The organism is Kitasatospora sp. DSM 101779, assembly GCF_025655475.1.
GTDB lineage: Bacteria > Actinomycetota > Actinomycetes > Streptomycetales > Streptomycetaceae > Kitasatospora.
In genome coordinates, this window is the sequence record NZ_JAHTIK010000001.1 from 3,272,471 (window position 1) to 3,297,568 (window position 25,098).

A 25,098-nucleotide genomic window follows, 5' to 3' on the forward strand; every position below is an offset into this window, starting at 1 on the left:
GACGGTCGATCGACACCGCGGAGGCCGACGCGAGGGACGGCGACGCCGGGTACGCGAGGCGTACCCGGTGTCCGGGGTCGGGGCGCGGCCGTCGGGCGGCGCCCTCGAATGAGGGTTTTGGGTTCTGCGTGCTGTCCGGTGGTGCCCAGGCGCATCCGCATCGGAACGGACGGTGACACACCGGCGAGCCTAGGTGGGACAAAGGCACCGCACCTGTGCCTTTTCGTCCTCGTCGTGCACCGTTCACCGCACGGCGGCCCTTGACAGCGCCCGGATCCCGGTGGAATCCGACCGCCCGGACCGGCCTGCGGCAGGACGGTACACGCACCCGCAGGAGTGAACGCAGACACGGAGGGGAGCTGGTGCCTCGGCTACGGAGTCGGCGTCGTCGACTTCCGGTCCTGCGCACCCCGAATCCGCGTCGCTCGATTGTGAGCAGCGGAATCGGCGGTCTGCCTTCGTTTCGTCGGGGGTTACCCGATACCAGATTCTGACATACCCGCGACCTCGGGCAGGAGGGCGGGATGGCAGGATCACATTTCCCACACCGGCATCCGGACGCTCCCGTTCCGCTCGCGGACGGTACCTTCCAGCCAGCAGCGCCCACCCTCGCCTGCACCACCGCTCCCACAGGAGGACCCACCGCATGCACGCCTTCGCGCCCCGCCCCGCCCGCACGCTCGCCGCGGGGGCGGCCCTCCTGGCGGGAACCATGCTGTTGACCGCGTGCGGCAGCTCCGGCGCTGGCAAGCCCAGCGAGGACGACCTGCACGCCCGGCTGCCGGAGAAGGTCCGCACCAAGGGCGTCCTCAAGATCGCCTCCGACCTGAACTACGCGCCGGTGGAGTTCAAGGCCTCGGACGGCTCCCCGGTCGGCATCGACCCGGACATCGCGACCGAGCTCGGCAAGCAGCTCGGCGTGAAGGTGGAGATCGCCGACACCGCGTTCGACAAGCTGATACCGGGCCTGCAGGCCGGCGAGTTCGACCTGGCGATGTCCGCGATGACGGACAACCGGCAGCGCCGCGAGGGCACCGACGACAACGGCAAGGCGGTCAACCCGGGCGTCGACTTCGTCGACTACTTCATCGCCGGCACCCAGATGCTCGTGCCGAAGGGCAACCCGGAGAAGATCGCCAAGCTGGACGACCTGTGCGGCCACACCGTGGCGCTGCAGCGCGGCACCACCCAGGACGCGATCGTCGAGCGGCAGGTCGGCGCCTGCGCCCGGGCGCACAAGCCGCTCACGGTGAAGCTGTTCGACAACGACACCGAGGCGCTCGCCGAGCTCGCCGCCGGCCGCGCCGAAGCGGACCTCAACGACTACCCGGTGGCCGCCTACGTCGCCGCGAAGGGCGGCCCGAACGGCGCCAAGTTCGACCTGGCCGGCTCGCAGCTCCAGCCGTCACCCTACGGAATCGCCGTCGACAAGAAGAACACAGAACTGCGCGATGTCCTGGTGAAGGCGCTGAACCAGATGATCCGCGACGGCTCCTACGAGAACATCCTGCAGAAGTGGGGCGTCGCCGCAGGTGCGGCGCAGAACGCGGTGGTCAACGGCGGCTTCTAAGCCGGGACGCTCCGGCCGGGTTTCCCGGCCGGGCGCCGCCAAGTCTGCATACTTATACGCAGGGTGACAGGAGGTCGGAATTCGTCCGGATAGCGGACAAGAAGGCCCCTCGTTATCCGATTTTGATCTGAATCGGGGCCCGTTCACCGTCCGTGAGTGGCAGGATTCCACCCAACTCGGATCGAACACTGCCTCCCCGGAGGCGGCGCCCCTCTCCACGAGGCGGTCCGACGTGCGCTCACCTCGGCGGAGGGTGGCGACATGCACGGCTTGACATCTCGAACAAGTGAACGGCCGGCCCGATGTCGCACGACGGAGTGCGACCGACGGCCGGGCGACCGCCACCCCCCGGCGTAGCGCTTCGCTCGTCTCTCCCCCAGGAGGAGATCCCCCTCATGACCGCTCGCACCCTGCGCCCCCGCCTCGTCGCGGCAGGCGCCGCCCTCGCGGCCGGCACCCTGTTCCTCACCGCCTGCAGCTCGTCGTCGAGCAGCAGCGGCTCGGGTGCCGCGACCCCGACGAGCTCCGTCAAGGCCGCGTCGGCCGACCCGTCGCTCGCCGCTCTCGTCCCGGCGGACGTGAAGTCGGGCGGCAAGCTCACCGTCGCCACCGACGCCTCCTACGCCCCCAACGAGTTCAAGGACGACAAGGGCGCCATCGTCGGCATGGACGTCGACCTGGCGAAGGCCATCGCCGCGAAGCTGGGGCTGCAGGCGGACGTCCAGAACGCCGACTTCACCTCGATCATCCCGGGCATCGCCGCGAAGAAGTACCAGCTCGGCATGAGCTCCTTCACGGACACCAAGGAGCGCGAGCAGACCGTCGACATGATCACCTACTTCACGGCGGGCTCCGCCATCGCCGTGAAGAAGGGCAACCCGGACAAGATCGACCCCAAGGACCTCTGCGGCAAGAAGGTCGCCGTCCAGACCGGCACCACCCAGGCCGACGAGATCAAGGACGTCCGCAACCCCGACTGCGTCAAGGCCGGCAAGGCGCCGATCCCGGGCGACGGCGACAAGTTCTCGCTGCAGACGGACGTCACCCAGGCCCTGGTGGCCGGCCGCGACCAGGTCATGATGGCCGACTCCCCGGTCGTCGACTACGCGCTGAAGCAGACCAACGGGCAGCTGGAGAAGATCGGCGACACCTACGACAGCGCCCCCTACGGCATCGTCGTCGCCAAGGGCTCGGAGCTGACCAAGGCGATCCAGGGCGCCGTCCAGTCCCTGATCGCCGACGGCACGTACAAGCAGATCCTCGACAAGTGGGGTGTCTCGGCGGGCGCGATCGCCACGTCCGAGGTCAACGCCGCCAAGAGCTGACGTTCTCCAACCAACCCCCCGAGGCTACTCAACGTGAACCCTATCGATCAGGGGTCGGTGAAGACGGGACGGCCTGAGACCATCAAGGCCGTCCCGGTCCGCCACCCCGGACGCTGGGCGGGAGCGGTCGTCGTCGCCGTCCTCGCGGCGATGCTGATCCACGCCCTGGTGACCAACCCGGCCTTCCAGTGGTCGGTCGTCGGCGACACCCTCTTCAACGACCAGATCCTGCACGGCCTGCTCGTCACCCTCGAACTGACCGCCCTCGCGATGGTGATGGGCGTGGTCGGCGGCATCATCCTCGCGGTGATGCGGCTCTCGCCCAACCCACTGCTCTCCGGCGTGGCCTGGGTGTACATCTGGATCTTCCGCGGCACCCCCGTGCTGGTGCAGCTGGTCTTCTGGAACTTCCTCGCCGCGATCTGGCCGAAGCTCTCGATCGGCATCCCGTTCGGCCCCGAGTTCGTCTCGGGCTCGACCAACGCCCTGATCCCGGTCTTCGTCGCCGCGCTGCTGGGCCTCGGCCTGAACGAGGCGGCCTACATGGCCGAGATCGTCCGCGGCGGTCTGCAGTCGGTGAGCGAGGGCCAGACCGAGGCCGCGCACGCCCTCGGCATGAGCCAGTTCCAGACGATGAAGCGGATCGTCCTCCCGCAGGCGATGCGGGTGATCATCCCGCCGACCGGCAACGAGACCATCTCGATGCTGAAGACCTCCTCCCTGGCGAGCGTCATCGCCCTGGAGGAGCTCTACCAGGCCGGCCACAACATCTTCTCCCGCACGTTCCAGACCATCCCGGTCCTGATCGCGGTCAGCATCTGGTACCTGGTCCTGACCTCGATCCTCACCGTCGGCCAGTACTACATCGAGCGGCACTACGCCCGCGGCGCCAACCGCACCCTGCCGCCGACCCCGCTGCAGCGCGTCCGCGGCATGTTCACCGGCCGCCGCAAGCCGACGACCGCGCACGACGTCGTCCCGGGTCTGGAAGGAGGCGGTCACCTGTGAGCGACCTGGAGAAGACCCCCGCCGACGCGACCCGCGCGATGGTCCGGGCGGAACGCGTCCACAAGTCCTACGGCCTCGTCGAGGTGCTCAAGGGCATCGACCTGGAGGTCAAGCAGGGCGAGGTGTTCGTGCTGGTCGGCCCGTCCGGCTCCGGCAAGTCCACCTTTCTCCGCTGCATCAACCACCTGGAGAAGATCAACGCCGGCCGGCTCTACGTCGACGGCGACCTGGTGGGCTACCGGCAGAAGGGCGAGAAGCTCTACGAGCTGAAGGACAGCGAGGTCGCGCGCCAGCGCCGCGACATCGGCATGGTCTTCCAGCACTTCAACCTCTTCCCGCACATGACGGCGCTCGAGAATGTCATCGAGGCCCCGGTGCAGGTCAAGGGCGAGACCAAGGCCGCCGCCAAGGAGCGCGGCATGGCGCTGCTGGAGCGGGTCGGCCTGGCCGCCAAGGCCGGCAACTACCCGTCCCAGCTCTCCGGCGGCCAGCAGCAGCGCGTCGCGATCGCCCGTGCGCTCGCCATGCAGCCCAAGCTGATGCTGTTCGACGAGCCCACCTCGGCGCTCGACCCCGAGCTGGTCGGCGAGGTCCTCGACGTCATGCGCGGCCTCGCCGAGGAGGGCATGACCATGGTCGTGGTCACCCACGAGATGGGCTTCGCCCGCGAGGTCGGCGACGCACTGGTCTTTATGGACGGCGGCGTGGTCGTCGAGTCCGGCGACCCGCGCGAGGTGCTCTCCAACCCGCAGCACGAGCGGACCAAGCTGTTCCTGTCCAAGGTGCTCTGACCCCCGCTCCGCAGGACGCCCGCCGCCCCCGAGGGCGGCGGGCGTCTTCGCGTCCCGGCTCCGAGGTAATACCCTTGGGGCAGCTTGCCCGTTACCGGCCCTGGAAGGACCATCCGTGGAGCTCGCCTCGTACGCCGACTACGCAGTCCGGCTGGTGAACACCGAGGAGCCGGAGCGCGGCCGGGACGCGCTCACCTCGGTGGACGCCGTCCGCGGCCTCTTCGGCACGTCCGGACGGGCCGCCGCCCTCGCCGACGAGGCCGACCTGCCCCGGCTGCGGGCCGTCCGCACCCGGCTGCGCGGCGTCTTCGAGGCCGCCGCCGAGGGCGACGAGATCCGCGCCGTCGACCTGCTCAACAGCCTGATGGTCGAGTACCCCGTCAGCCCGCTCGTCTCCGGCCACGACTACCTCGACGAGGCCGGCCGGCCGCGCTGGCACCTGCACCTGGCCGACAACGCTGCCACCGCCACCGCCAACTACACCGCCGTGGCCTGCATGGGCCTGGCCATCCACCTCACCGAGCTCGGCGCCGACCGGCTCGGCATCTGCCAGGCCGCGCCCTGCCGCAACGCCTACCTCGACACCTCGACCAACCGCTCGCGCCGCTACTGCTCCGACCGCTGCGCGACCCGCGCCAACGTCGCCGCCTACCGCGCCCGCAAGCGCGAGGAGGCCGCCCGCGCGGCCCTCGCCGCCCGCGGCTGAGGCCGCTCGGCACCCCGCAGGGGGCGCGTGGGGGGACCTCCCGGCCGAAGGTCGGGGGAGAACTGCGCAATCGGGATGCGGGCCACCGTGCGGGCCAGGGGTGATCCGGACTCCTCGGGAACACCGCTCACGGATCGCGCAGTTCCCGCGCCCCTGCGAGGCACCCGCACGCCGTGAGGACGGCAGCCTACGGCTCCACGTCCAGTGGCGCGTGTACGCCGAAGCGGGCCGCCAGGGCCGGGAGGCGTCCCAGTACGGCACCGTTCAGGGCCCGCTCCAGGCCGCGCGGCGGCGCCAGCCAGGCCGGGCGGGGCCGCATCCGCAGCAGCACCCGGCCGAGCACCAGCTCGGCGGGCACCGCCCCGTACTCCCGGCTGTCCGAGGTCACCAGCGGGTTGTCGGAGAGCAGCCACCAGCCGCCGGGGCGGCGGCCGACCGCCCGCTTCACCACCAGCAGGTCCTGCCGCAGCGGGTGGCGGACCACCACCACCGCCCCCGGCCGGATCCGCGCGCCGTACCGGACGAGCACCCGGTCCCCGTCGTGCAGCGCGGGCCGCATCGAGGGCCCCGCCACGTCGATCACCCCGAGCGGCAGCAGCCCGCCGCCGTCCGGCTCCCGCTCCTCGGCCATCCGCTTCTCCCCTGCCCGTGTCGCCGTCCAGTGTCCAGCATGGCGGCACGCCCGGCGCCCGCCCGATATCGACCGGTTGTGGCTCCGTCTTTTGCCCTAGGCCACCGGGCCAACCGCGAAACGGCCGCGGCGGCGGGGTAATCTCGCTCGCGGGAAGACGATCTAAGGAAGGACTCCCATGTTCTCTCGTCTGTTTGCTCCGCGAGCCACCGCGCACGCCCACTGCGACCTGCCCTGCGGCGTGTACGACCCGGCCCAGGCCCGTATCGAGGCCGAGTCCGTGAAGGCCACTCAGGAGAAGTACCAGGCCAACGAGGACCCGCACTTCCGTGCGCGCGCCATCGTCATCAAGGAGGAGCGCGCCGAGCTGGTCAAGCACCACCTCTCCGTGCTGCACACCGACTACTTCAAGGCCCCGCACTTCGAGGCCTACCCGCAGCTGCACGACCTGTTCAACAAGGCCGGCAAGGCCGCCTCGGCCGCCAAGGCCTCGACGGACCCGGCCACCGGCCAGGCCCTGCTCGACCTGATCGCCGAGATCGACCGCATCTTCTGGGAGACCAAGAAGGCCGCCTGATCACGCATCAGTAACCGAGGGCCCGGCCGCGCACCCCGCGGCCGGGCCCTCGGCGTGCCGGGCCGTCCGGCAGGTCGCCCGGCGGCCGTCGGCGTAGGCTCGTGGCACGGGTCGAGCCGTCCCGGGCCGGCCCGTCGCCCCGAGCGAGGGAGGCCGCGATGCGCACCACGGCGGCACCCGGGCACCACCCGTCCCGGCGGCGCACCCGCCGGAGGTCCGGCTCGCCGACCGGACCCAGGTCGGGGCCACCGCCGCGGGTGCGGGAGCCGGCGGAACCGCAGGTCGGAGCGGGTGCGCACAATTAACCTTTCCGCCTGGCGGGTCCGTCCGAGTACCCTCGCCGTATGATCCGCACCGCCCGGGCCGCCGACGTCCCCGTCATCCACGCCATGATCCGCGAGCTCGCCGAGTACGAGCGCGCCGTGGACGAGGCGCGGGCGACCCCGGAGCAGCTGCACGACGCGCTGTTCGGCGAGCACCCGGCCGTGTTCGGGCTGATCGCCGAGGACGACGCCGGCGAGCCGGTCGGCTTCGCCCTGTGGTTCCGCAACTTCTCCACCTGGCGCGGCACCCACGGGATCTACCTGGAGGACCTGTACGTCCGGCCCTCGGCGCGCGGCGGCGGCCATGGCAGGGCGCTGCTGGCCGAGCTGGCGCGGATCTGCGTCGACCGCGGCTACGCCCGGCTGGAGTGGTCGGTGCTCGACTGGAACGAGCCGTCGATCGGCTTCTACAAGTCGCTCGGCGCCGTGCCCATGGACGAGTGGACGGTCTTCCGGCTGACCGACGGTGCATTGGCCGAGCTGGGCGGCTCGGCGGGCCGGTGACCGGCCGTCCGTCGCCCGTTCCCGTGATCGTGGTCGGAGATCGCGACATCGACCCTCCGATAGCGGTAACGTCTCGGGCGGATGCGCGGCGTTCCGACTCCCCCGGGTGGGTATGAACCGGTACGTACCGCACCACCCCTCGGACGAGTTGGGGCGAAGCAGTTGAGCGAAGCAAGAGGAAGTGCCGCGGCCGTCCGGCCGCAAGCACCGCGCGTCACCCAGGAGGTGAGGGTGTCCCAGATCGACGGTGAGCCCGACGTGAAGGACTTCGTCGAGGTCCGGCTGCCCGCGGCGGGTGCCTACCTCTCGGTGCTGCGAACAGCGACGGCGGGCCTCGCGGCCCGCTTGGACTTCACCCTGGACGAGATCGAGGACCTCCGCATCGCGGTGGACGAGGCCTGCGCCATCCTGCTCCAGCAGGCGGTGCCGGGTTCCGTCCTGAGCTGCGAGTTCCGGCTGGTCGGCGACTCGCTCAAGGTGACCGTGTCGGCGCCGACGACCGACGGCCGTGCCCCCGAGCGGGACACCTTCGCCTGGACGGTGCTCTCCGCGCTGGCCGGCGAGGTGGACTCGTCCGTGGGCGAGGACAACACCGTCGTCATCAGCCTGCACAAGAAGCGCGGCGGGTCTCCTGCCCAGCCGTAGCGCCGTGCGCCTCGGGCCGTACGCGCAGGTGCCGCCCGGCGGGGCCGGCGTCCCGCGCGTGCGGCTCCCCCGTACCGCAGTCCGCTGCGGTACAGACAGTGAGAAGTGCTCCCGGAACGGAACGGGTGATCGCCGTGAGTGATCTGGACCGCACAGGGGCCGCGGCAGTGCCGGCGGCCACCGCAGACGTGGCCGTACCGCCCCAGGCGAGCGCTGCCCGCATCGCCGACGCCAACCCGACCGACGACGCGTACCCGAAGGACGCCCAGCGGATGACCCAGCCCACCGATCCGACACCGGAGCAGCCCGCCGCGGCGGCCGCGCCCGCGGACGAGGAGCTGTCGTCCGCCGCGACCGTGGTGCGCGGTGCGGTGCCCGCCCAGGGCCACCGCTCGGCGGCGCCGGACCGCGAGGCCGCTCGGGCGCTGTTCGTGCGGCTGTCCCAGCTGCCGGAGGGCTCGCCGGAGCGGGTGGAGATCCGCAACCAGCTGGTGCGGATGCACATCCCGCTGGTCGAGCACCTGGCGCGGCGCTTCCGCAACCGCGGCGAGCCGCTGGACGACCTGACCCAGGTCGCCACCATCGGCCTGATCAAGTCGGTGGACCGCTTCGACCACGAGCGCGGGGTGGAGTTCTCCACCTACGCGACGCCGACCATCGTGGGCGAGATCAAGCGGCACTTCCGCGACAAGGGCTGGGCGGTCCGGGTGCCGCGCCGGCTGCAGGAGCTGCGGCTTTCGCTGACCACGGCGACCAGCGAGCTCTCCCAGCGGCACGGGCGCTCCCCCACCGTGCACGAGCTGGCCGAGCACCTCGGGATCTCCGAGGAGGACGTGCTGGAGGGCCTGGAGTCCGCCAACGCGTACTCCACGCTCTCCCTGGACGTGCCGGACAGCGACGACGAGTCGCCCGCCGTGGCGGACACCCTCGGCGCGACCGACGAGGCGCTGGAGGGCGTCGAGTACCGGGAGTCGCTGAAGCCGCTGCTGGCCCAGCTGCCGCCGCGTGAGCAGAAGATCCTGGTGCTGCGGTTCTTCCGCAACATGACGCAGTCGCAGATCGCCGCCGAGGTGGGCATCTCGCAGATGCACGTCTCGCGGCTGCTCGCCCGCACCCTCGCCCAGCTGCGGGAGAAGCTCCTCGTCGAGGAGTGAGGGCGGGCCGGACACGGCTGGGGCTTCGACGCAGAAGGCGGAGGGGCGCGGTTCACACCGCGCCCCTCCGCCTTCGCCCGTGCTCGGGCGGGTGCGTCAGTCGCGCTCGCCGTAGAGGGCGGCGGTGACCTTCGGGTTCAGCAGCGAGACGATGCCGGCGAGGCCGAGCAGGCCGACGGCCACCGCGGCGACCCGGACGGCGCCGCCGCCCTGCCACATGTAGTAGGCCACCGGCAGGCAGATCGAGTTGGTGAGCACCGCGGGGCTGCGGCCCCAGCGGCGCAGTCGCAGCAGCGCCCGGCCGGCCAGCAGCGGGAAGAGTCCCATCAGCAGCAGGACGGCGGCGCCGGCGGCGCTGCGGCCGGCCGCGGCCTGGTCCCCGACGAGGGAGGAGACGACGTCGTAGAGGCCCCATCCGGCGAGCGCGGCGCCCTCCAGCAGGGTGATCGCGGCACCCGTCAGCAGTGGGGCCGGGCGGGCCCCGGCGGGGCTCGCAGCGCCCTCCTGGCCGGGGGCGGGGGCGGTCGAGGTGCGGGCGGTCTTGGCGGTCACTCCAGCAGGGTAACCGTCGCACCTCCGGTACCGACCCGTAGGCTGGCGTTCATGCGCGCTCTCCTGGTCGTGAACCCGATGGCGACCACCACCAGTGCCCGCACCCGCGACGTACTGATCCACGCGCTGCGCAGCGACCTCAAGCTGGAGGTCGCGCAGACGCAGTACCGCGGTCATGCGGGCGACCTGGCGCGCGCCGCGACGGAGGACGGCGGGATGGACCTGGTGGTCGCCCTGGGCGGCGACGGCACGGTCAACGAGGTGGTGAACGGGCTGCTCGCGCACGGCCCGTCCGAGCGGGTGCCGCGGCTGGCGGTGGTGCCGGGGGGTTCGACCAACGTCTTCGCCCGGGCGCTGGGGCTGCCGAACGACCCGGTGGAGGCGACCGGTGCGCTGCTGGACGCGCTGGCCGTCCGGCGGGAGCGCGCCATCGGCCTGGGCAAGGCGCTCTCGGAGGGGCAGCCGGACCGCTGGTTCACCTTCACCGCGGGGCTGGGCTTCGACGCCGGGGTGGTGGGCCGGGTCGAGGAGCAGCGCAGGGCGGGGCGGCGCTCGACGCACGCCCTCTACGTCAACCAGGCGTTCCGGCACTACGTCACTGAGCGTGAGCACCGCCGGAACGGCCCCATCACCCTGGAGATCAACGGGCAGGAGCCGGTGCCGGGCCTGGTGCTGTCGATAATCAGCAACACCTCGCCGTGGACCTTCCTCGGGAACCGTCCGGTCTACCCCTCGCCCTCCGCGTCCTTCGAGACGCACCTTGACATCTTCGGCATCACTCGAATGACGGCGTTCGGCACGGCTCGAACGGTCCGTCAGATTCTGCGGTCGCACACCCCTGCGGACGGCGCCGCCGCGGCCCCCGGGCCGACCGGGAAGCACGTCGTCTCCTATCACGACGTCCGGCACTTCACCTTGGTTTCACAGGAACCGGCCCCGTTTCAGGTCGACGGGGACCACCTTGGAGACAGGAGTCGCGTCAGTTTCACAGGCGTTCGGCGGGCACTGCGTGTGATTGTGTGACCAGAAGGGGGTCCCGCCCTTCTTCTCGAACGCGCTAGCCCCCTTCACCCCATAGAAGTACGGGCTGTGAGCTATGCGACACCGAAGAATCAAAAATTCCTTGCCGAAGGGGGTTGTATCCGGGCCGCAGGTTTGCGAACCTCTACATGGCGATCGGGACGGGCCGCAGCGGGACACGCGGAACTCCCTCGAATCGCCCGAACCCCACTCCAGTGCAGACCACCCGGGCCCGATGGGCCTTTGGTCACTTTTGCTGTTGCGGGATTCGTGAAAGCGTTCACATTCACAAGCCGTCGATTGCGTCGGCCCGGGCCACCGCCCGCCGACCGGAGGAGTTGGACGACCATGGACTGGCGCCACCGCGCTGTCTGCCGCGAAGAGGACCCGGAGCTGTTCTTCCCGATCGGGAACACCGGTCCTGCTCTGCTGCAGATCGAGGAAGCCAAGGCCGTGTGCCGCCGCTGTCCCGTCATGGACCAGTGCCTGCAGTGGGCGCTCGAGACCGGCCAGGACGCCGGCGTCTGGGGCGGCATGAGCGAGGACGAGCGTCGTGCGATGAAGCGTCGCGCCGCCCGCAACCGCGCCCGCACCGCCTGACACGCCGCCAGCACCACCTGATCAACTCATGATCAAAGGTCCTGTCTCCCAGTGTTCCCAGGACCTTCCGTACGAGGGGTCGCGCACCACGGCGCGACCCGGACGACGCCGAGCCGCCAGGGGCCTTGATACTGCTCACTGAGAGCAATATTGTGGACCTGGGCCGTTCACCGTGTGCAACGCACGGGAGCGCGTCGCACCCACAGAGCCCCCGTTCCGGCCGACTCCCCCCGACGGCCGGAACGGGTTGAGAGGCCCTGCCGACCCACCCCCCCGGTCGGCAGGGCCTCGTGGCGTTCCCGGGGCAGTGCCCCGGGGCGGCCCCTACTTCACCGGGATCTCCAGGACGACCTTGGTGCCGCCGCCCGGGGCGGCGACCATGTCGAAGGTGCCGCCGAGTTCGCCGGTGACCAGGGTCCGGACGATCTGCAGGCCGAGGTTGCCGGCCTTCTGCGGGTCGAAGCCCTCGGGCATGCCGCGGCCGTCGTCCTGCACGGTGATCAGCAGGTACTCCTCCGGCTTGGCGCCGCCGTTCCAGCTCTCCGACCAGCCCATGCCGGTCGCCGGGGCCCGCCCGCGCAGCGCGCTGACCTCCAGGTTGCCGGCCGCCTTCGGGCCGAAAGCGTGCTCCAGGGCGTTCTGCAGCAGCTCGGTGAGGATCATCGCGAGCGGGGTGGCGACCTCGGAGGTGAGGATGCCGAAGCTGCCGGTGCGCTTGGTGCTGACCAGCCCGTCCTGGGAGAGCTCCATCACCATGGCGAGCACCCGGTCGGCGATCTCGTCGAAGGCCACCTGCTCGTCGAGGGTCTGCGAGAGGGTCTCGTGCACGATGGCGATCGAGCCGACCCGGCGCACCGCCTCGTCCAGCGCGGCCCGTCCGGCGTCGGAGTCCATCCGGCGGGACTGCAGCCGCAGCAGCGCGGCGACGGTCTGCAGGTTGTTCTTCACCCGGTGGTGGATCTCCCGGATGGTGGCGTCCTTGGTCATCAGCTCGCGGTCGCGCCGCCGCAGCTCGGTGACGTCGCGGCAGAGCACCAGCGAGCCGGTGGGGGTGCCCTTGGGCTTGAGCGGGATGGAGCGGATGGTGACCACACCGCCCTGTGCCTCGACCTCGGTCTGCCGCGGCGCCCAGCCGCTGGCCATCTTCACCAGCGCCTCGTGCACCGCGGACCGCGACGGCGGGGCCAACTCGGCGGTGGCGCGTCCGAGGTGAGTGCCGACCAGGTCGGTGGTGAGGCCGAGCCGGTGGTAGGCGGAGAGCGCGTTGGGGCTGGCGTAGGTGACGACGCCGTCCGCGTCGAGCCTGATCAGGCCGTCGCCGACGCGGGGCGCGGCGTCCATGTCGGTCTGTTCGGCCGGGTAGGGAAACGTTCCGGCAGCGATCATCTGCGCCAGGTCGGAGGCGCTCTGCAGGTAGGTGAGCTCCAGCCGGCTGGGGGTGCGGACGGTCAACAGGTTGGTGTTGCGCGCGATCACGCCCAGCACCCGGCCCTCGCGCCGGACGGGGATGGACTCGACCCGGACGGGCACCTCCTCGCGCCACTCGGGATCGCCCTCGCGCACGATCCGGCCCTCGTCGTAGGCGGCGTCCAGCAGCGGGCGGCGGCCGCGCGGCACCAGGTGGCCGACCATGTCGTCCTGGTAGGAGGTCGGGCCGGTGTTCGGGCGCATCTGGGCGACCGAGACGTACCGGATGCCGTCCCAGGTGGGGATCCAGAGCACCAGGTCGGCGAAGGACAGGTCGGAGAGCAGCTGCCACTCCGAGACCAGCAGGTGCAGCCACTCCACGTCGGCACCGGTGAGGGTGGTGTGGCGGCGGACGAGTTCGTTCAGCGAGGGCACAGGGCGAGCCTAACGAAAACGGCCCCGCGGGACCTTCCGCAGCGTTGTCCAGACCAATGTCGGCGGACCCCTGGACAACCACAATTGGTCTAGTCCACAATGGGAAACGCACCAAGGAGAGGCCCCCGCGCACACTGCCCTGACCGCGCGAGGTCCCTCCTCGGTCGGCGCACCGGTGGCCCGGGAGTCCCGCACAACTCCCGGCCGCACCGGCCGCCGGCGACAGCTCCGGGCTGCGGTGCCGCACGGGTTGAGGGTCCTGTGTCGGCGCCGTGGCCCGTAGTGCTTTCCGGGCGGCTTCCGGAGCGGACCGCCAAGGCGGGGGGCTCCCGGCCAGCCGGCCTCCCAGCCGCCGGTGTTCCAACCGCCGGAGTCCGGGCCGGCAGCTCCAGGACGTGCGAGAGGGGCGCACGGGGTTCTCTCACCCCGCGCGCCCCTCTCGCGTGCCCGACGCGCCGGGCGTCAGTGGGTCTCGGTGACCTTGGCCAGGGCGCGAGGCGCGTCCGGGTCCTGGCCGCGGGCGATCGTCACCTCGTAGGCGAGCAGCTGCAGGGGCAGGATCTCCAGGATCGGCTGCACCTCCTCCGGCACGCCGGCCGGCAGGGCGAAGCCCGCCGAGGCGGCCTCGACCTGGGCCTCCTGGCCGATGACGACGAGGTCGGCGCCGCGGCCGCGGAGCCGGTCGAGGACCGGCTGCAGCGCCTCGCCGCCCTTGCCGTCCGGGACGATGGCGATCACCGGGGAGACGTTGTCCACCATGGCGAGCGGACCGTGCAGCAGGTCGGCGCCGGAGAACGGCGAGGCCGGGATGTAGGTGGTCTCCATCAGCTTCAGCGCCGCCTCGCGGGCGGTCGGGTAGCCGTAGCCGCGCGAGGTGATGACCAGGCGCTGGGCGAAGCGGTAGCGCTCGGCCAGCGACCTGACCTCGGCCTGGCGCTCCAGGATGCCGGCGGCGAGACCGGGCAGGGACTTGGCGGCCGAGCCGTCGCCGCCGCGCAGGCCCTCGACGAAGAGGTACAGCGCGAGGAGTTCGGCGGTGTACGTCTTGGTGGCGGGCAGGGCCTTCTCCGGGCCGGCCAGCACGTCGATGTGGAACTCGGAGACCTCGGCCAGCGGGGAGCCGGCGTTGTTGGTCACCGCGAGGGTGATGGCGCCGGCCTCGCGGGCCGCCTTGGTGGAGGCCACCAGGTCCGGCGAGCCGCCGGACTGGCTGACGGTGACGACCAGGCAGTCCCGCAGGTCGGGCTTGGCGCCGTACGCGGTGGTCGTGGACATCGAGGTGAGGCCGGCCGGCTTGCCGAGCAGGACCTCGATCAGGTACTTCGCGTACAGGGCCGCGTTGTCGGAGGTGCCGCGGGCGGTCAGCAGCACGAAGCGCGGGTTGCGGGCGGCGATCTCGGCGGCGATCTCGCGGATCTTGGGCGCGCCCTCGTCGAGGATGCGCTGCAGGACGGCCGGCTGCTCGGCCATCTCCGCCGCCATGATCCTGCCGGGGACGGTCTGCGGGTCGGACATCGGTGTGCCTCCGTTGAGATGGTTCTGCCCGCTGCGGGCTCCTGGCCCGGCGGGTCCTCACGGCGGCGAGTCCGCACACTCGCTGCAAAGGTGTTGCCGCTCGATCCTACGGTGTCCGGGCCCCGGAACGAACTCCGGAGCCCGGCCGGACGGCTCAGGACGGGTTATTGATCAGCTCGTCGATCTTGGCGTCGGCGGCCTTCGTCGCCGCCGCCACCGAGGTCCCCCGGAAGATGTCGTTCAGCATGTCGACGAGGACGTTCTGCTTCTCGATCGCCGCCCAGCCCGGCGCGACCGGGGTGAACCAGGCGTCCGGCACCGCGTTGGCCGCGGCCGCGGTCGCCGGCTTGCTCTTCAGCGGGGCGAGTTGGGTGAGATTGTTCGGCAGGGTGTCCTTGTCGGCCAGCACCTGCTGCGACTTGGCGCTGGTGAACATCCGGATCCAGTCCTTGGCGAGATCCTGGACCTGCGACTTGGCGGTGACCGCGAGGTCCGAGCCGCCGATGAAGGAGGGCAGCGGCTTGCCGTTCGGGCCGGGCATGCCGGCGACCTTCACGACGTCCTTGAGCTTGGGGTCGCCGGAGAGCGGCTCCAGCGCGGCGGCGGCCTCCCAGCCATTGCCGTAGAGCATCGCGGTGCGGTGCTTGCCGAGCACCGCGGCCTGGTCGAGCTCGTTCACCGTCAGGTCGTCGTGGTTGTACCGCTTCACCAGGTCGACGAAGTGCTGGATGCCCTGCTGCGCCTTCTCCTCGCCGAGGGTGCCGTGCCAGCGGCCGCCGTTGTCGAAGCGGGCGATGGCGCCGCCGTACGCGGCGACGTAGGACATCGCGGCGTACCAGTAGGGGCCGGGCAGGTAGAGCGGCGAGAAGTTCTTCGTGCCGCGGTTCCTCGCCTGGACCTTGTCGAGGGCCGCGAGCAGGTCGTCCTCGGTGGCCGGGACGGCGGAGCTGCCGGTGGCGTCCTGGAACATCGCGGAGTTGTAGATGGCGACGCGGGCGCCCGCGTAGTACGGCACGCAGAAGAGCTTGTCCTGGTAGGTGCAGGTGTTGACCAGACCGCGGATCCAGGTCTGGTTGTTGTCGAAGGTCGTGCGGTCCACCGGTGCGAGCGAGCCGTTGAGGATGTACTTCATCGTCTCGGTGTTGCCGAGTTCGACGACGTCGGGCACCCGTTCGCCCTTCAGTGCCTCGTCCAGGTTGGCGATCTTGTCCTTCCAGGTCTGGTACCGGAGCCGGAGCTCGACCTTCGGGTACTTGGCCGCGAACTCGTCGTTCACCTGCTGCACCAGTTCGGGCCAGCTGGTCTGGGCCTCGCCCATCAGCCAGACGGTCATGGTTCCGCTCGCCGCGGCGGCCGAGGCCGCCTGGTCCTGGCCGGGGGACCTGCCGCTGCCGCACCCCGCCGCGGTGGCCAGCAGGGCCGCCATGCCGATCGCCGCCGTCAACTGCCGCTTCACGCTTCCTCCGGAGGGTCGGGGAAGGTCTGCGCATTGGTACAGACCAGTTCGCCGAGACTGGACCAGACCACCGGTCGCGTCAACGGCGCGTGGGGGCGTACGCACCAGTCGTTGCAGAGCCGTTGTCAAGCAGGCACGCAGGGTGAGCGCACACTCACCACAGGCTCCATTAGGGCTCCCTTAAGGCCCACTTGAGGGCGGGTTAGGTCCGGCGAAGGATCGCTCGCCATCTATCACCGTTCATGGGGGATTCGCCCGATTCGCCGGCCGAGATGGTCCAGTCCAAGCCCCGTCGACCACCAGATGCCCACGGCAGTGTCAAGCGTTGATAACGGTGTGCCCCGAGCCCTCGCGAGCCCTTGACGGTCTTCTTTGGTACGTGCCAATCTCCAGGGCAGTTGGTCTACACCAATGGTCTACTCCACCAGGCCGGTTGCCGCTCCACCCCTGCAGTTCCCCCATCGCAATCACCGGTGACACTCCCCCGGCACGTCGCTTCAGGGCCACGCCCCCACAGCCCGGTGCCACACCTTGCTCATCCCTCTGGAGGATGGTTTGAACCGCAAGCTCGCCGCCGTGGCCGCCATTGCCACCGTTCTCGTCGCGTCCGCCTGCTCCTCGTCCGGCTCCTCCGGCGACGCCAAGCAGGCCACCCTCAGCAAGGACGGCAAGGGCAAGAAGATCACGGTCTGGCTGATGGACGACGCCCAGAAGGGCTGGCCGTCGGTCGTCGAGGCTGCCAAGAAGCAGTTCAAGGAGGAGACCGGCGCCGACGTCGACATCCAGTGGCAGACCTGGACCAACTACACCACCAAGCTCGACACCGCCCTGCTCTCCGGCAACGCCCCCGAGGTCATCGAGCTCGGCAACACCCAGACCGCCAAGTACATCGAGGCCGGCTCCTTCGTCGACCTGACCGGTGTGAAGTCCCAGTTCGAGAACTCGGACAAGTACCTGGACTCGCTGGCCGCCTCGGGCCAGACCCCGGACGGCTCCAAGACCTACGCCGTCCCGTACTACGCCGGCGCCCGTGTCCTGATCTACCGCAAGGACCTGTTCGCCGCGGCCGGCGTCACCAACCCGCCGACCACCCTGGCCGAGCTGAAGGACGCCCTCACCAAGGTGAAGGCCGCCAACGCCTCCGTGCCGAACTTCTCCGCCCTGTACCTCCCGGGCCAGAACTGGTACACCGCCGCCTCCTTCGGCGCCGGCACCTTCGGCGTGAAGAACATCGTCGCCAAGAGCAACGGCGACAAGTGGACCGGCACCCTGACCGACCCCAAGTTCGTCGAGGGCGTCAAGGTCTGGAACGACCTGCAGAAGCAGTTCTCGGTCGGCGGCACCACCACCGACGAGGCCACCCAGGACGCCCTGATGGCCAAGGGCAACATCGCCGCCATCGTCGGCAACGGCTGGGAGCTCGGCTCCGTCGCGGACCCGAAGACCGGCGACCCGTCGCTGAAGGACAAGCTCGGCAGCATCGCCCTCCCGGGCACCGCGGCCGGCCAGCCCACCCCCGCCTTCCTCGGCGGCTCCGACCTGGCCGTCCCGGCCAAGTCCGCCAACCCGGGTCTGGGCGCGACCTTCCTGCAGATCTTCACCAACACCAAGCAGCAGACCGAGCTGGCGAAGTTCGCGATCCCGAACGCCAAGAACCTCGTCGCCGCCTACAAGGCCGCCGCGCCGGCCAACAAGGCGACCGGTGACGCCGCCGAGGGCCAGACCTGGTTCATCCCGAACTCCCCGATGTGGTCCGGCGCCGACGAGACCGCGCTGAAGAACGCCTTCGGCGCGATCGCGGCCGGCGGCGACCCGGCGGCCGAGCTCAAGAAGGTCGAGGAGACCGTCCTCAAGGACCTGAACGGCTGACGAAGCGTGCAGGGGGTGGGCAGTCCGTGCGGAAGCGCGGACTGCCCACCCGCGCAGGTACCGATCAGTTCCGCGGGCCGGGAAGGACCCTGATGAGCGTGACAACGAACGAAACGCCGGTGGCGGTCGAGGAGACCGCGGCCGCCGCCGCCCCGCCGCCGCGCAGGCGCGGCTTCCTGGCGGGCGGCCACTACATCCCCTACGCGATGATCCTGCCGGCCGTCGCGGCCCTGGTGGGCGTCCTCGCGTACCCGCTGTACCAGCTGTTCGACCTGTCGTTCCAGAACATCAACCGGTACTCGTACCTGGTCAACCCGGCGCTGTCGAAGTACATCGGGTTCGAGGGCTACGGCAAGGTCCTCGGCGACGACCAGTTCTGGGAGGTCGTGCTCCGCTCGATCTGGTTCACCCTGGAGCTGGTCGTCCTCTCCATGGTCCTGGGCATGCTGTTCGCCCTGCTCCTCAACCGGGTCTCCGGCTGGGTCAAGGTCATCTGCATCACCGTGATGATGTTCGTCTGGGCCATCCCCGCGCTCGTCACCGGCACCATCTTCCGCTGGCTCTTCGCCTCCAACGGCGGCGTGGTCGACTACATCGGCTACCTGTTCACCGGCGACGAGAAGACCAAGCACTACGACTGGTTCGCCGACCCCACCGTCGGCCTCTACGTGGTCGGCGCCGCGGTCATCGTCTGGGGTGCGCTGCCCTTCCTGGTGCTCGGCCTCAACGCCGCGCTCACCCAGGTGCCCAAGGAGCTGCTGGAGGCCGCCAAGCTGGACGGCGCCACCGGCCTGCAGGCCTTCCGGCACGTGGTGATCCCCGTCATCAAGCCGTTCCTGATGATCAGCGCCGCGCTGAGCTTCATCTGGGACTTCCAGGTCTTCGCGCAGATCTTCTCGCTGCGCAACACCTCGCCCGAGCCCGGCTACTGGACGATCGGCACCTACCTCTTCCAGAAGGGCATCGTCGCCTCGAAGTACAGCGACTCCTCGGTGATCTCGATCGCCATGATCCTCCTCATGCTGGCGGTGCTCGTCTTCTACATCCGCCAGATGCTCAAGATCGGAGCCCAGGACCGATGACCACCGTCGACACCACGGCCACCGCGGGCGCCGCGGCCGCCGCGCCGAAGGTCCGGGCCAAGGTCCGCGCCACCGGCCAGAACCCGGTGATGACCTGGGTCTGGAACACCCTCGGCCTCGGCTTCGCGGTGGTGATGGGCTTCCCGATCTACTGGATGATCATCACCACCTTCAAGACCAACAAGGACCTGATCGCCAAGGATCCGACCTTCTGGCCGCAGGCGTTCTCCTTCGACAGCTACAAGACGATCTTCGACGACAAGGAGTGCCTGCCGGGGCTCCAGAACACGGTCGTCATCACGCTCGGCGCCGTGGTGCTCGGCCTGGTCGTCGGCTTCCTCGCCGCCGTCGCCGTCGCCCGGTTCGGGTTCCGCGGCCGCAACTTCTTCATCGTCACCATGCTGGTCGTCCAGATGGTGCCGCTGCTGGCGATCATCGTCCCGCTGTTCGTGGTGATGAACAAGGCCGGCATGACCGGCACGCTCTTCGGCGCCATGCTGGCCTACCTGGTCTTCACCGTGCCCTACGTGGTGTGGACACTGCGCTCGTTCATCGTCAACATCCCGGCCGAGCTCGACGAGGCCGCCATGGTCGACGGCTGCACCCAGTGGGGCGCGTTCTTCCGCGTCATCCTGCCGCTCACCCTGCCCGGCCTGATCACCACCGGTGTGTACAGCTGGATCCAGGCGTGGAACGAGTTCGTCGTCGCCAACGTGCTGCTGTCCACCGGCGGCCAGAAGACCTCGATGATCTGGCTGACCTTCTACGCCACCACCCCCACCCGCGGCGCCGACTACGGCTCGCAGATGGCCGGCGCCCTGCTGGTCTCGCTGCCCGTGATCGTGCTCTTCGTGATCTTCCAGAAGAAGGTGTCGGCGGGCCTGACCGCCGGTGCGGTCAAGGGCTGACGTCCACAGGCGCGTCCCGCCCCGCACCCCCTCACCTCCCGCACCCCACCCAGGGAAGGAACCATGGCGATTCCCGGTACGGAAAGCGTCGAACTGCTCACGGACGCCGGCGCGGTGCTCCAGCCGGGCTTCGCCGGGCTCACCGCCCCCGAGTGGCTGCGCCGCAGACTGGGCTCGGGCGAGCTGGGCGGCGTCGCGCTGTTCGGCCGCAACATCCGTACCCCGCAGCAGGTCGCCGCGCTGACCGCCGAGATGTACGCGCTCAACCCGGAGCTGCTGATCGCCACGGACGAGGAGGGCGGTGACGTCACCCGGCTGGAGGTCTCCAGCGGCTCCTCCTACCCCGGCAACCTGGCGCTCGGCGAGGTCGACGACACCGACCTCACCGAGCGGGTCGCCCGCTCGATCGGCCTGGACCTCTCGTCGGTCGGCATCAACCTCGACTACGCCCCCGACGCGGACGTCAACTCCAACCCGGACAACCCGGTGATCGGCGTCCGCTCCTTCGGCGCCGACGGCGACCTCGCCGCCCGGCACACCGCCGCCTGGGTCCGCGGCCTGCAGTCCGCCGGGGTGGCGGCCTGCGCCAAGCACTTCCCCGGCCACGGCGACACCGCCGGCGACTCCCACCTCGGACTGCCGCGGATCGACCTCAGCTCGGAGCAGGTGCAGGAGCACCTCAAGCCGTTCCGCGCCGCCATCGCGGCCGGCGTGAAATCGATCATGACGGCGCACATCCTCTTCCCGGCCTACGACGCGGACCTGCCCGCCACCATGTCCCGGGAGATCCTCACCGGCCTGCTCCGCGGCGAACTCGGCTACACCGGGCTGATCGTCACCGACGGCATCGAGATGGGCGCCATCTCCGGCACCCACGGCGTCGCCGCCGGCTCGGTCAAGGCGATCGCGGCCGGTGCCGACACCATCTGCGTCGGCGGCGGACTGCAGGACGAGGCGGCCTTCCTCTACCTCCGCGACGCCCTGGTCTGGGCCGTCCGCGAGGGCCGGCTCTCCGCCGAGCGACTGCACGAGGCCGCCGAGCGGAACCGGGCCGTCGCCCGCTGGTCCGCCGCCGAGCGGGCCGCCCAGGCCGGCTCGCACGGCGAGGTCGGCATCGGACTGGCCGCCGCCCGCCGGGCGCTGCGCATCCACGGCGACCTGCGCCCGCTGGAGGGTGTGCCGCACGTGGTGGAGTTCTCCCCCGGTGCCAACATCGCCGTCGGCGACCAGACCCCGTGGGGCGTCTCCGGCCCGCTCACCGAACTCGTCCCCGGCACCACCCACACCCGGGTCGGGGCGCCCGCCACCCGGATCGAGGGCTCCGGCCTGCTGCACGTGGCGGTCGCCGCCGAGGGCGCGGACGTCGACGTCCGGCCGCTGCTCGGCGCCGCGGTCAACCGCCCGCTGGTGATCGTCGTCCGCGACGTGCACCGGCACCCGTGGATGCTGCGGGCCGCGCTCGCGATGACCGCCGTCCGTCCCGACGCGGTGGTGGTGGAGATCGGCACGGCGCACGCCCTGGCCGACACCTTCGGCGGCCGCGGCACGGCCGTGCTCGCCACCCACGGCGGCGCCCGGGTCTGCGGTGTGGCCGCTGCCGAGGCGCTGGCCGGGCTGGTGCTGGGCGCGGCGTCCGCCTGACCCGGGGCGGTGCGGGCCCGGGACGGTGCGGGCCCGGGGCGGTGCGGGGCCGGGGCGGTGCGGGGCCCGAGGGTTCCGAGGCCAGGGGGCTTCGGGGCCCGGATGGCTTCGGGGCCGACGGGGGGGCATTGGGCCGACGGGGGCACGGGGCTCAGTCGCGTTCGGCTCCGGCCGGCGGGGGACCTCCAGGCCGGGGACCGTCCGGCCGAACCCGGGACCGACAGGCCGGGGACCGTCCGGCCGAACCCGGGACCGCGGGAGCTCACATTCGGCGGCCCCCGCGTGCGACCATGTGCTGATACAACGACGGAGGAGCCGGTGACGGCTGCAGGGCGAGGAGTGAGAGCGGCCATGAGCGGCGACAGAGGCACGGCGGCCCTCCCGGAGGGCACCACGGTGCCGGCGCAGTCCACGGCGGCCACCGGTACGGCCGCGCGGGTGCCCAAGTACTACGGGCTCAAGCGCCACCTGCTGCAGCTGACCGAGACTCAGCCGGCCGGTACCCCGGTGCCGCCGGAGCGGGCTCTGGCGGCCCAGTTCGACACCTCGCGCACCACCGTCCGGCAGGCGCTGCAGGAGCTGGTCGTCGAGGGCCGGCTCGAGCGCATCCAGGGCAAGGGCACCTTCGTCGCCAAGCCCAAGGTCGCCCAGGCACTGCAGCTCACCTCGTACACCGAGGACATGCGCGCCCAGGGTCTGGAGCCGACCTCCCGGCTGATCGAGGTCGGCTACATCAGCGCCGACGAGCGGCTCGCCCCGCTGCTGGACATCAAGCCCGGCAGCCGGGTGCTGCGGATCGAGCGCCTCCGGCTCGCCAACGGCGACCCGATGGCGATCGAGGTCGCGCACCTGTCGGCCAAGCGCTTCCCGGCGCTGCGCCGCAACCTGGTCAAGCACAACTCGCTCTACACCGCGCTGCGCGAGGTGTACGGGGTGACGGTGGCCGAGGCCGAGGAGACCATCGAGACCACGCTCGCCAACCCGCGCGAGGCCGGCCTGCTCGGCTCCGACCTGGGCCTGCCGATGCTCCAGCTCTCCCGGCACTCCTTCGACGCGGAGGGCGCCCCGGTGGAGTGGGTGCGCTCGATCTACCGCGGCGACCGGTACAAGTTCATCACCCGCCTGCAGCGGCCCGAGCAGCAGCCGCAGGCCTGAGCCCCCTCCGCCCACGGACCGCTCTGCCCACGTACCGCCCTGCCGCGGAACCGCCCCGCCCGCTCCGACGGCCTGATCCGGTTGGCCTTCCGCCGACCGAATCAGGCCGTTTCCGTGCGGACTGGTGACACAGGTCACGTCCGTGCCCTACATTTCGCTCCCGTACTGACTGCCGATCACCAAAGGTGCTGCTCGGCGGGCGTGCGGGAGACAACCCCGCACGCTGCGGCGCCGACGAGGTGAGCCCTCTTCAGCCGGAGCCGCGACATGTCGTCAGAAGTGCAACCCCCCACCGAGGACGGGGCCGCCGGCCCCCTCCCCGCCGTCACCCCGGCCCGCGTGCTGGCCGGGATCTGCCTCGCCGTACCGATCGTGGCGACCCTGTGGGTGTCCTCGTACACCAAGGCCGACCCCGAGCTCGGCGGGATGCCGTTCTTCTACTGGTACCAGCTGCTCTGGGTGCCGGTCTCGGCACTCTTCACGGTCGGCGCCTACCTGCTGATCAAGCGCGACGAGAAGGCCCGCAAGGCCGCCCGGGGCGGTGACGCGTGATGCACACCGGCGTCAACGTGACCGCACTGACGGTCTTCCTGCTGTTCTTCGCCCTGGTCACCGTGATGGGCTTCCTGGCCGCCCGGTGGCGCCGCGCCGACGACGCCCTGCACCTGCACGAGTGGGGCCTCGGCGGCCGGAGCTTCGGCACCTGGGTGACCTGGTTCCTGCTCGGCGGCGACCTCTACACCGCGTACACCTTCGTGGCCGTTCCGGCGGCGATCTACGGCACCGGTGCGGCGGGCTTCTTCGCCGTCCCGTACACGATCATCGCCTACCCGCTGGTGTTCCTGTTCCTGCCGCGACTGTGGTCGGTCTCCCGGGTGCACGGGTACGTCACCCCGGCCGACTTCGTGCGCGGCCGGTACGGCTCCAAGGCGCTCTCCCTGGTGGTGGCGCTCACCGGCATCCTCGCGACCATGCCGTACATCGCGCTGCAGCTGGTCGGCATCCAGGCGGTGCTGGACGTGCTCGGCGTCGGCGGCTCGGGCAACTGGTTCATGAAGGACCTGCCGCTGTTCCTCGCCTTCGCGGTACTCGCGGCCTACACCTACTCCTCCGGCCTGCGGGCCCCGGCGCTGATCGCCTTCGTCAAGGACACCCTGGTCTACGTCGTGATCATCGTCGCGGTGATCTACATCCCGATGCGGCTCGGCGGGTACGGCCACATCTTCGACGCGGCCGCCCAGAAGTTCTCCACCGTCAACCCGGCCACCGGCAAGCCCACCGGCTCGCTGGTGCTCGGCCCGAGCTCGCACTGGACGTACGCCACCCTGGCCCTCGGCTCGGCGCTGGCGCTCTTCATGTACCCGCACTCGGTGACCGGCGTGCTCGCCTCCAAGTCGCGGAACACCGTGCGCCGCAACATGGCGATCATGCCCGCGTACTCGCTGATGCTCGGCCTGCTGGCACTGCTCGGCTTCATGGCGATCGCGGCCGGCATCGGCAAGGGCGTCCAGGGCTTCAACGCCCAGCTCTCGGTGCCGCAGCTGTTCGAGAACATGTTCCCGGACTGGTTCACCGGCGTGGCCTTCGCCGCGATCGGCATCGGCGCGCTGGTACCTGCGGCCATCATGTCGATCGCCGCGGCCAACCTGTTCACCCGCAACATCTACAAGGAGTTCCTGAAGCCCGACGCCACTCCGGCGGACGAGACCCGGGTCGCCAAGATCGCTTCGCTGCTGGTGAAGGTCGGCGCGCTGGTCTTCGTGCTGGCGATGGACAAGCAGTTCGCGATCAACCTGCAGCTGCTCGGCGGCCTGTGGATCCTGCAGACCTTCGTCACCATCGTCGGCGGCCTGTTCACCCGGTGGTTCCACCGCTGGGCACTGCTGGCCGGCTGGGCCGCCGGCATGGCCTACGGCACCTGGACGGCGTACGGGATCTCCTCCAAGGCGACCAAGCACTTCGGCGGGAACACCGCCGAGATCCCGGTCATCGGCGAGATCGGCTTCATCGGTCTCACCGCCTTCGTGCTGAACCTGTTGGTCGCGGTGGTGCTCACGCTCGTGCTCAAGGCCGCGAAGGCCCCCGAGGGCACGGACGAGACCAGCACCGGCGACTACACCGCCGATGCCGGCGACGAGGCCGTGGCGAAGGCTCCGCAGCCCGCAGCCGCGCACTGAGGCGGCCCCCGGGGCGACGCACCGCATCGCTCCGGGGCCCCGCCGGG

At 70.8% G+C, this 25,098-nt stretch carries 23 protein-coding genes; 18 read left to right on the top strand and 5 right to left on the bottom strand.

The features are described from left to right. Window positions 1–646: 646 nt before the first annotated feature. From KSNIM_RS14880 to KSNIM_RS14900, 5 genes are all read left to right on the top strand, one after another. A complete protein-coding gene (locus KSNIM_RS14880; RefSeq protein ID WP_263103696.1) occupies window positions 647–1,570 on the top strand; it encodes an ABC transporter substrate-binding protein in 924 nt (307 codons plus the stop codon). Window positions 1,571–1,965: 395 nt separating this feature from the next. Then, entirely contained in the window at window positions 1,966–2,895 is a 930-nt protein-coding gene (locus tag KSNIM_RS14885; RefSeq protein WP_263103697.1) for an ABC transporter substrate-binding protein, read from the top strand. Window positions 2,896–2,928: 33 nt separating this feature from the next. Continuing rightward, window positions 2,929–3,903 (top strand): amino acid ABC transporter permease, encoded by a 975-nt coding sequence (locus KSNIM_RS14890; protein WP_263103698.1) that lies wholly within the window; start codon window positions 2,929–2,931, stop codon window positions 3,901–3,903. 38 nt (window positions 3,904–3,941) lie between these two features. After that, complete coding sequence (locus KSNIM_RS14895; protein WP_263107964.1) at window positions 3,942–4,694, top strand: amino acid ABC transporter ATP-binding protein; 753 nt, start codon at window positions 3,942–3,944, stop codon at window positions 4,692–4,694. A 115-nt stretch (window positions 4,695–4,809) separates the two neighbouring features. Beyond that, the gene (locus tag KSNIM_RS14900) at window positions 4,810–5,400 is read left to right on the top strand and encodes a CGNR zinc finger domain-containing protein (RefSeq protein WP_263103699.1); all 591 of its coding nucleotides are present in this window, start codon (window positions 4,810–4,812) and stop codon (window positions 5,398–5,400) included. Window positions 5,401–5,587: 187 nt separating this feature from the next. On the opposite strand, the gene sodX is transcribed toward KSNIM_RS14900, so the two are convergent. Beyond that, the gene (sodX, locus tag KSNIM_RS14905) at window positions 5,588–6,031 is read right to left on the bottom strand and encodes a nickel-type superoxide dismutase maturation protease (protein WP_263103700.1); all 444 of its coding nucleotides are present in this window, start codon (window positions 6,029–6,031) and stop codon (window positions 5,588–5,590) included. Between the two features lie 178 nt (window positions 6,032–6,209). Here sodX and sodN point away from each other — a divergent pair, with 178 nt between their 5' ends. The 4 genes from sodN (at window position 6,210) to KSNIM_RS14925 (ending at window position 9,234) form a co-directional block, all read left to right on the top strand. Further along, window positions 6,210–6,608: a superoxide dismutase, Ni gene (sodN, locus tag KSNIM_RS14910; protein WP_030267960.1), complete on the top strand. Its 399-nt coding sequence runs from the start codon at window positions 6,210–6,212 to the stop codon at window positions 6,606–6,608. Between the two features lie 344 nt (window positions 6,609–6,952). Beyond that, window positions 6,953–7,435 (top strand): GNAT family N-acetyltransferase, encoded by a 483-nt coding sequence (locus KSNIM_RS14915; RefSeq protein WP_263103701.1) that lies wholly within the window; start codon window positions 6,953–6,955, stop codon window positions 7,433–7,435. A gap of 231 nt (window positions 7,436–7,666) precedes the next feature. Next, window positions 7,667–8,080, top strand: coding sequence for an anti-sigma regulatory factor (locus KSNIM_RS14920; RefSeq protein WP_030267909.1), 414 nt, complete (start codon window positions 7,667–7,669; stop codon window positions 8,078–8,080). Window positions 8,081–8,214: 134 nt separating this feature from the next. After that, the gene (locus tag KSNIM_RS14925) at window positions 8,215–9,234 is read left to right on the top strand and encodes an RNA polymerase sigma factor SigF (protein ID WP_263103702.1); all 1,020 of its coding nucleotides are present in this window, start codon (window positions 8,215–8,217) and stop codon (window positions 9,232–9,234) included. 96 nt (window positions 9,235–9,330) lie between these two features. Here the strand turns inward: KSNIM_RS14925 and KSNIM_RS14930 are convergent, their stop codons facing one another. Next, a complete protein-coding gene (locus KSNIM_RS14930; RefSeq protein WP_263103703.1) occupies window positions 9,331–9,786 on the bottom strand; it encodes a hypothetical protein in 456 nt (151 codons plus the stop codon). A gap of 51 nt (window positions 9,787–9,837) precedes the next feature. Here KSNIM_RS14930 and KSNIM_RS14935 point away from each other — a divergent pair, with 51 nt between their 5' ends. Both KSNIM_RS14935 and KSNIM_RS14940 read left to right on the top strand, forming a co-directional pair. Continuing rightward, complete coding sequence (locus KSNIM_RS14935) at window positions 9,838–10,809, top strand: diacylglycerol/lipid kinase family protein (protein ID WP_263103704.1); 972 nt, start codon at window positions 9,838–9,840, stop codon at window positions 10,807–10,809. Window positions 10,810–11,154: 345 nt separating this feature from the next. Next, entirely contained in the window at window positions 11,155–11,406 is a 252-nt protein-coding gene (locus KSNIM_RS14940; RefSeq protein WP_030267905.1) for a WhiB family transcriptional regulator, read from the top strand. Window positions 11,407–11,730: 324 nt separating this feature from the next. Here KSNIM_RS14940 and KSNIM_RS14945 read toward each other — a convergent pair whose 3' ends face one another. The 3 genes from KSNIM_RS14945 to KSNIM_RS14955 form a co-directional block, all read right to left on the bottom strand. Further along, on the bottom strand, window positions 11,731–13,248 hold the full coding sequence (locus KSNIM_RS14945; protein ID WP_263103705.1) for a sensor histidine kinase: 1,518 nt from the start codon (window positions 13,246–13,248) through the stop codon (window positions 11,731–11,733). A 462-nt stretch (window positions 13,249–13,710) separates the two neighbouring features. Next, entirely contained in the window at window positions 13,711–14,763 is a 1,053-nt protein-coding gene (locus KSNIM_RS14950) for an SIS domain-containing protein (RefSeq protein ID WP_263103706.1), read from the bottom strand. A gap of 154 nt (window positions 14,764–14,917) precedes the next feature. Continuing rightward, a complete protein-coding gene (locus tag KSNIM_RS14955; protein ID WP_263103707.1) occupies window positions 14,918–16,219 on the bottom strand; it encodes an extracellular solute-binding protein in 1,302 nt (433 codons plus the stop codon). Window positions 16,220–16,774: 555 nt separating this feature from the next. On the opposite strand from KSNIM_RS14955, the gene KSNIM_RS14960 reads away from it, so the two are divergent. From KSNIM_RS14960 to mctP, 7 genes are all read left to right on the top strand, one after another. Next, window positions 16,775–18,088: an extracellular solute-binding protein gene (locus KSNIM_RS14960; RefSeq protein ID WP_263103708.1), complete on the top strand. Its 1,314-nt coding sequence runs from the start codon at window positions 16,775–16,777 to the stop codon at window positions 18,086–18,088. A gap of 92 nt (window positions 18,089–18,180) precedes the next feature. Next, the gene (locus KSNIM_RS14965) at window positions 18,181–19,170 is read left to right on the top strand and encodes a carbohydrate ABC transporter permease (RefSeq protein ID WP_411543713.1); all 990 of its coding nucleotides are present in this window, start codon (window positions 18,181–18,183) and stop codon (window positions 19,168–19,170) included. After that, the gene (locus KSNIM_RS14970) at window positions 19,167–20,078 is read left to right on the top strand and encodes a carbohydrate ABC transporter permease (protein WP_263103710.1); all 912 of its coding nucleotides are present in this window, start codon (window positions 19,167–19,169) and stop codon (window positions 20,076–20,078) included. The genes KSNIM_RS14965 and KSNIM_RS14970 overlap by 4 nt, the downstream gene beginning before the upstream one ends. Window positions 20,079–20,141: 63 nt before the next feature. Further along, window positions 20,142–21,719 carry a glycoside hydrolase family 3 protein gene (locus KSNIM_RS14975; protein ID WP_263103711.1) on the top strand — a complete coding sequence of 526 codons (1,578 nt, stop codon included), beginning with the start codon at window positions 20,142–20,144 and terminating at the stop codon, window positions 21,717–21,719. A gap of 351 nt (window positions 21,720–22,070) precedes the next feature. Next, on the top strand, window positions 22,071–22,874 hold the full coding sequence (locus KSNIM_RS14980; protein WP_263103712.1) for a GntR family transcriptional regulator: 804 nt from the start codon (window positions 22,071–22,073) through the stop codon (window positions 22,872–22,874). Window positions 22,875–23,153: 279 nt separating this feature from the next. Continuing rightward, window positions 23,154–23,426: a DUF3311 domain-containing protein gene (locus KSNIM_RS14985; protein WP_263103713.1), complete on the top strand. Its 273-nt coding sequence runs from the start codon at window positions 23,154–23,156 to the stop codon at window positions 23,424–23,426. Next, the gene (gene mctP, locus KSNIM_RS14990) at window positions 23,426–25,051 is read left to right on the top strand and encodes a monocarboxylate uptake permease MctP (protein WP_263103714.1); all 1,626 of its coding nucleotides are present in this window, start codon (window positions 23,426–23,428) and stop codon (window positions 25,049–25,051) included. Before KSNIM_RS14985 ends, mctP begins: the two co-directional genes overlap by 1 nt. Window positions 25,052–25,098 lie beyond the last annotated feature (47 nt).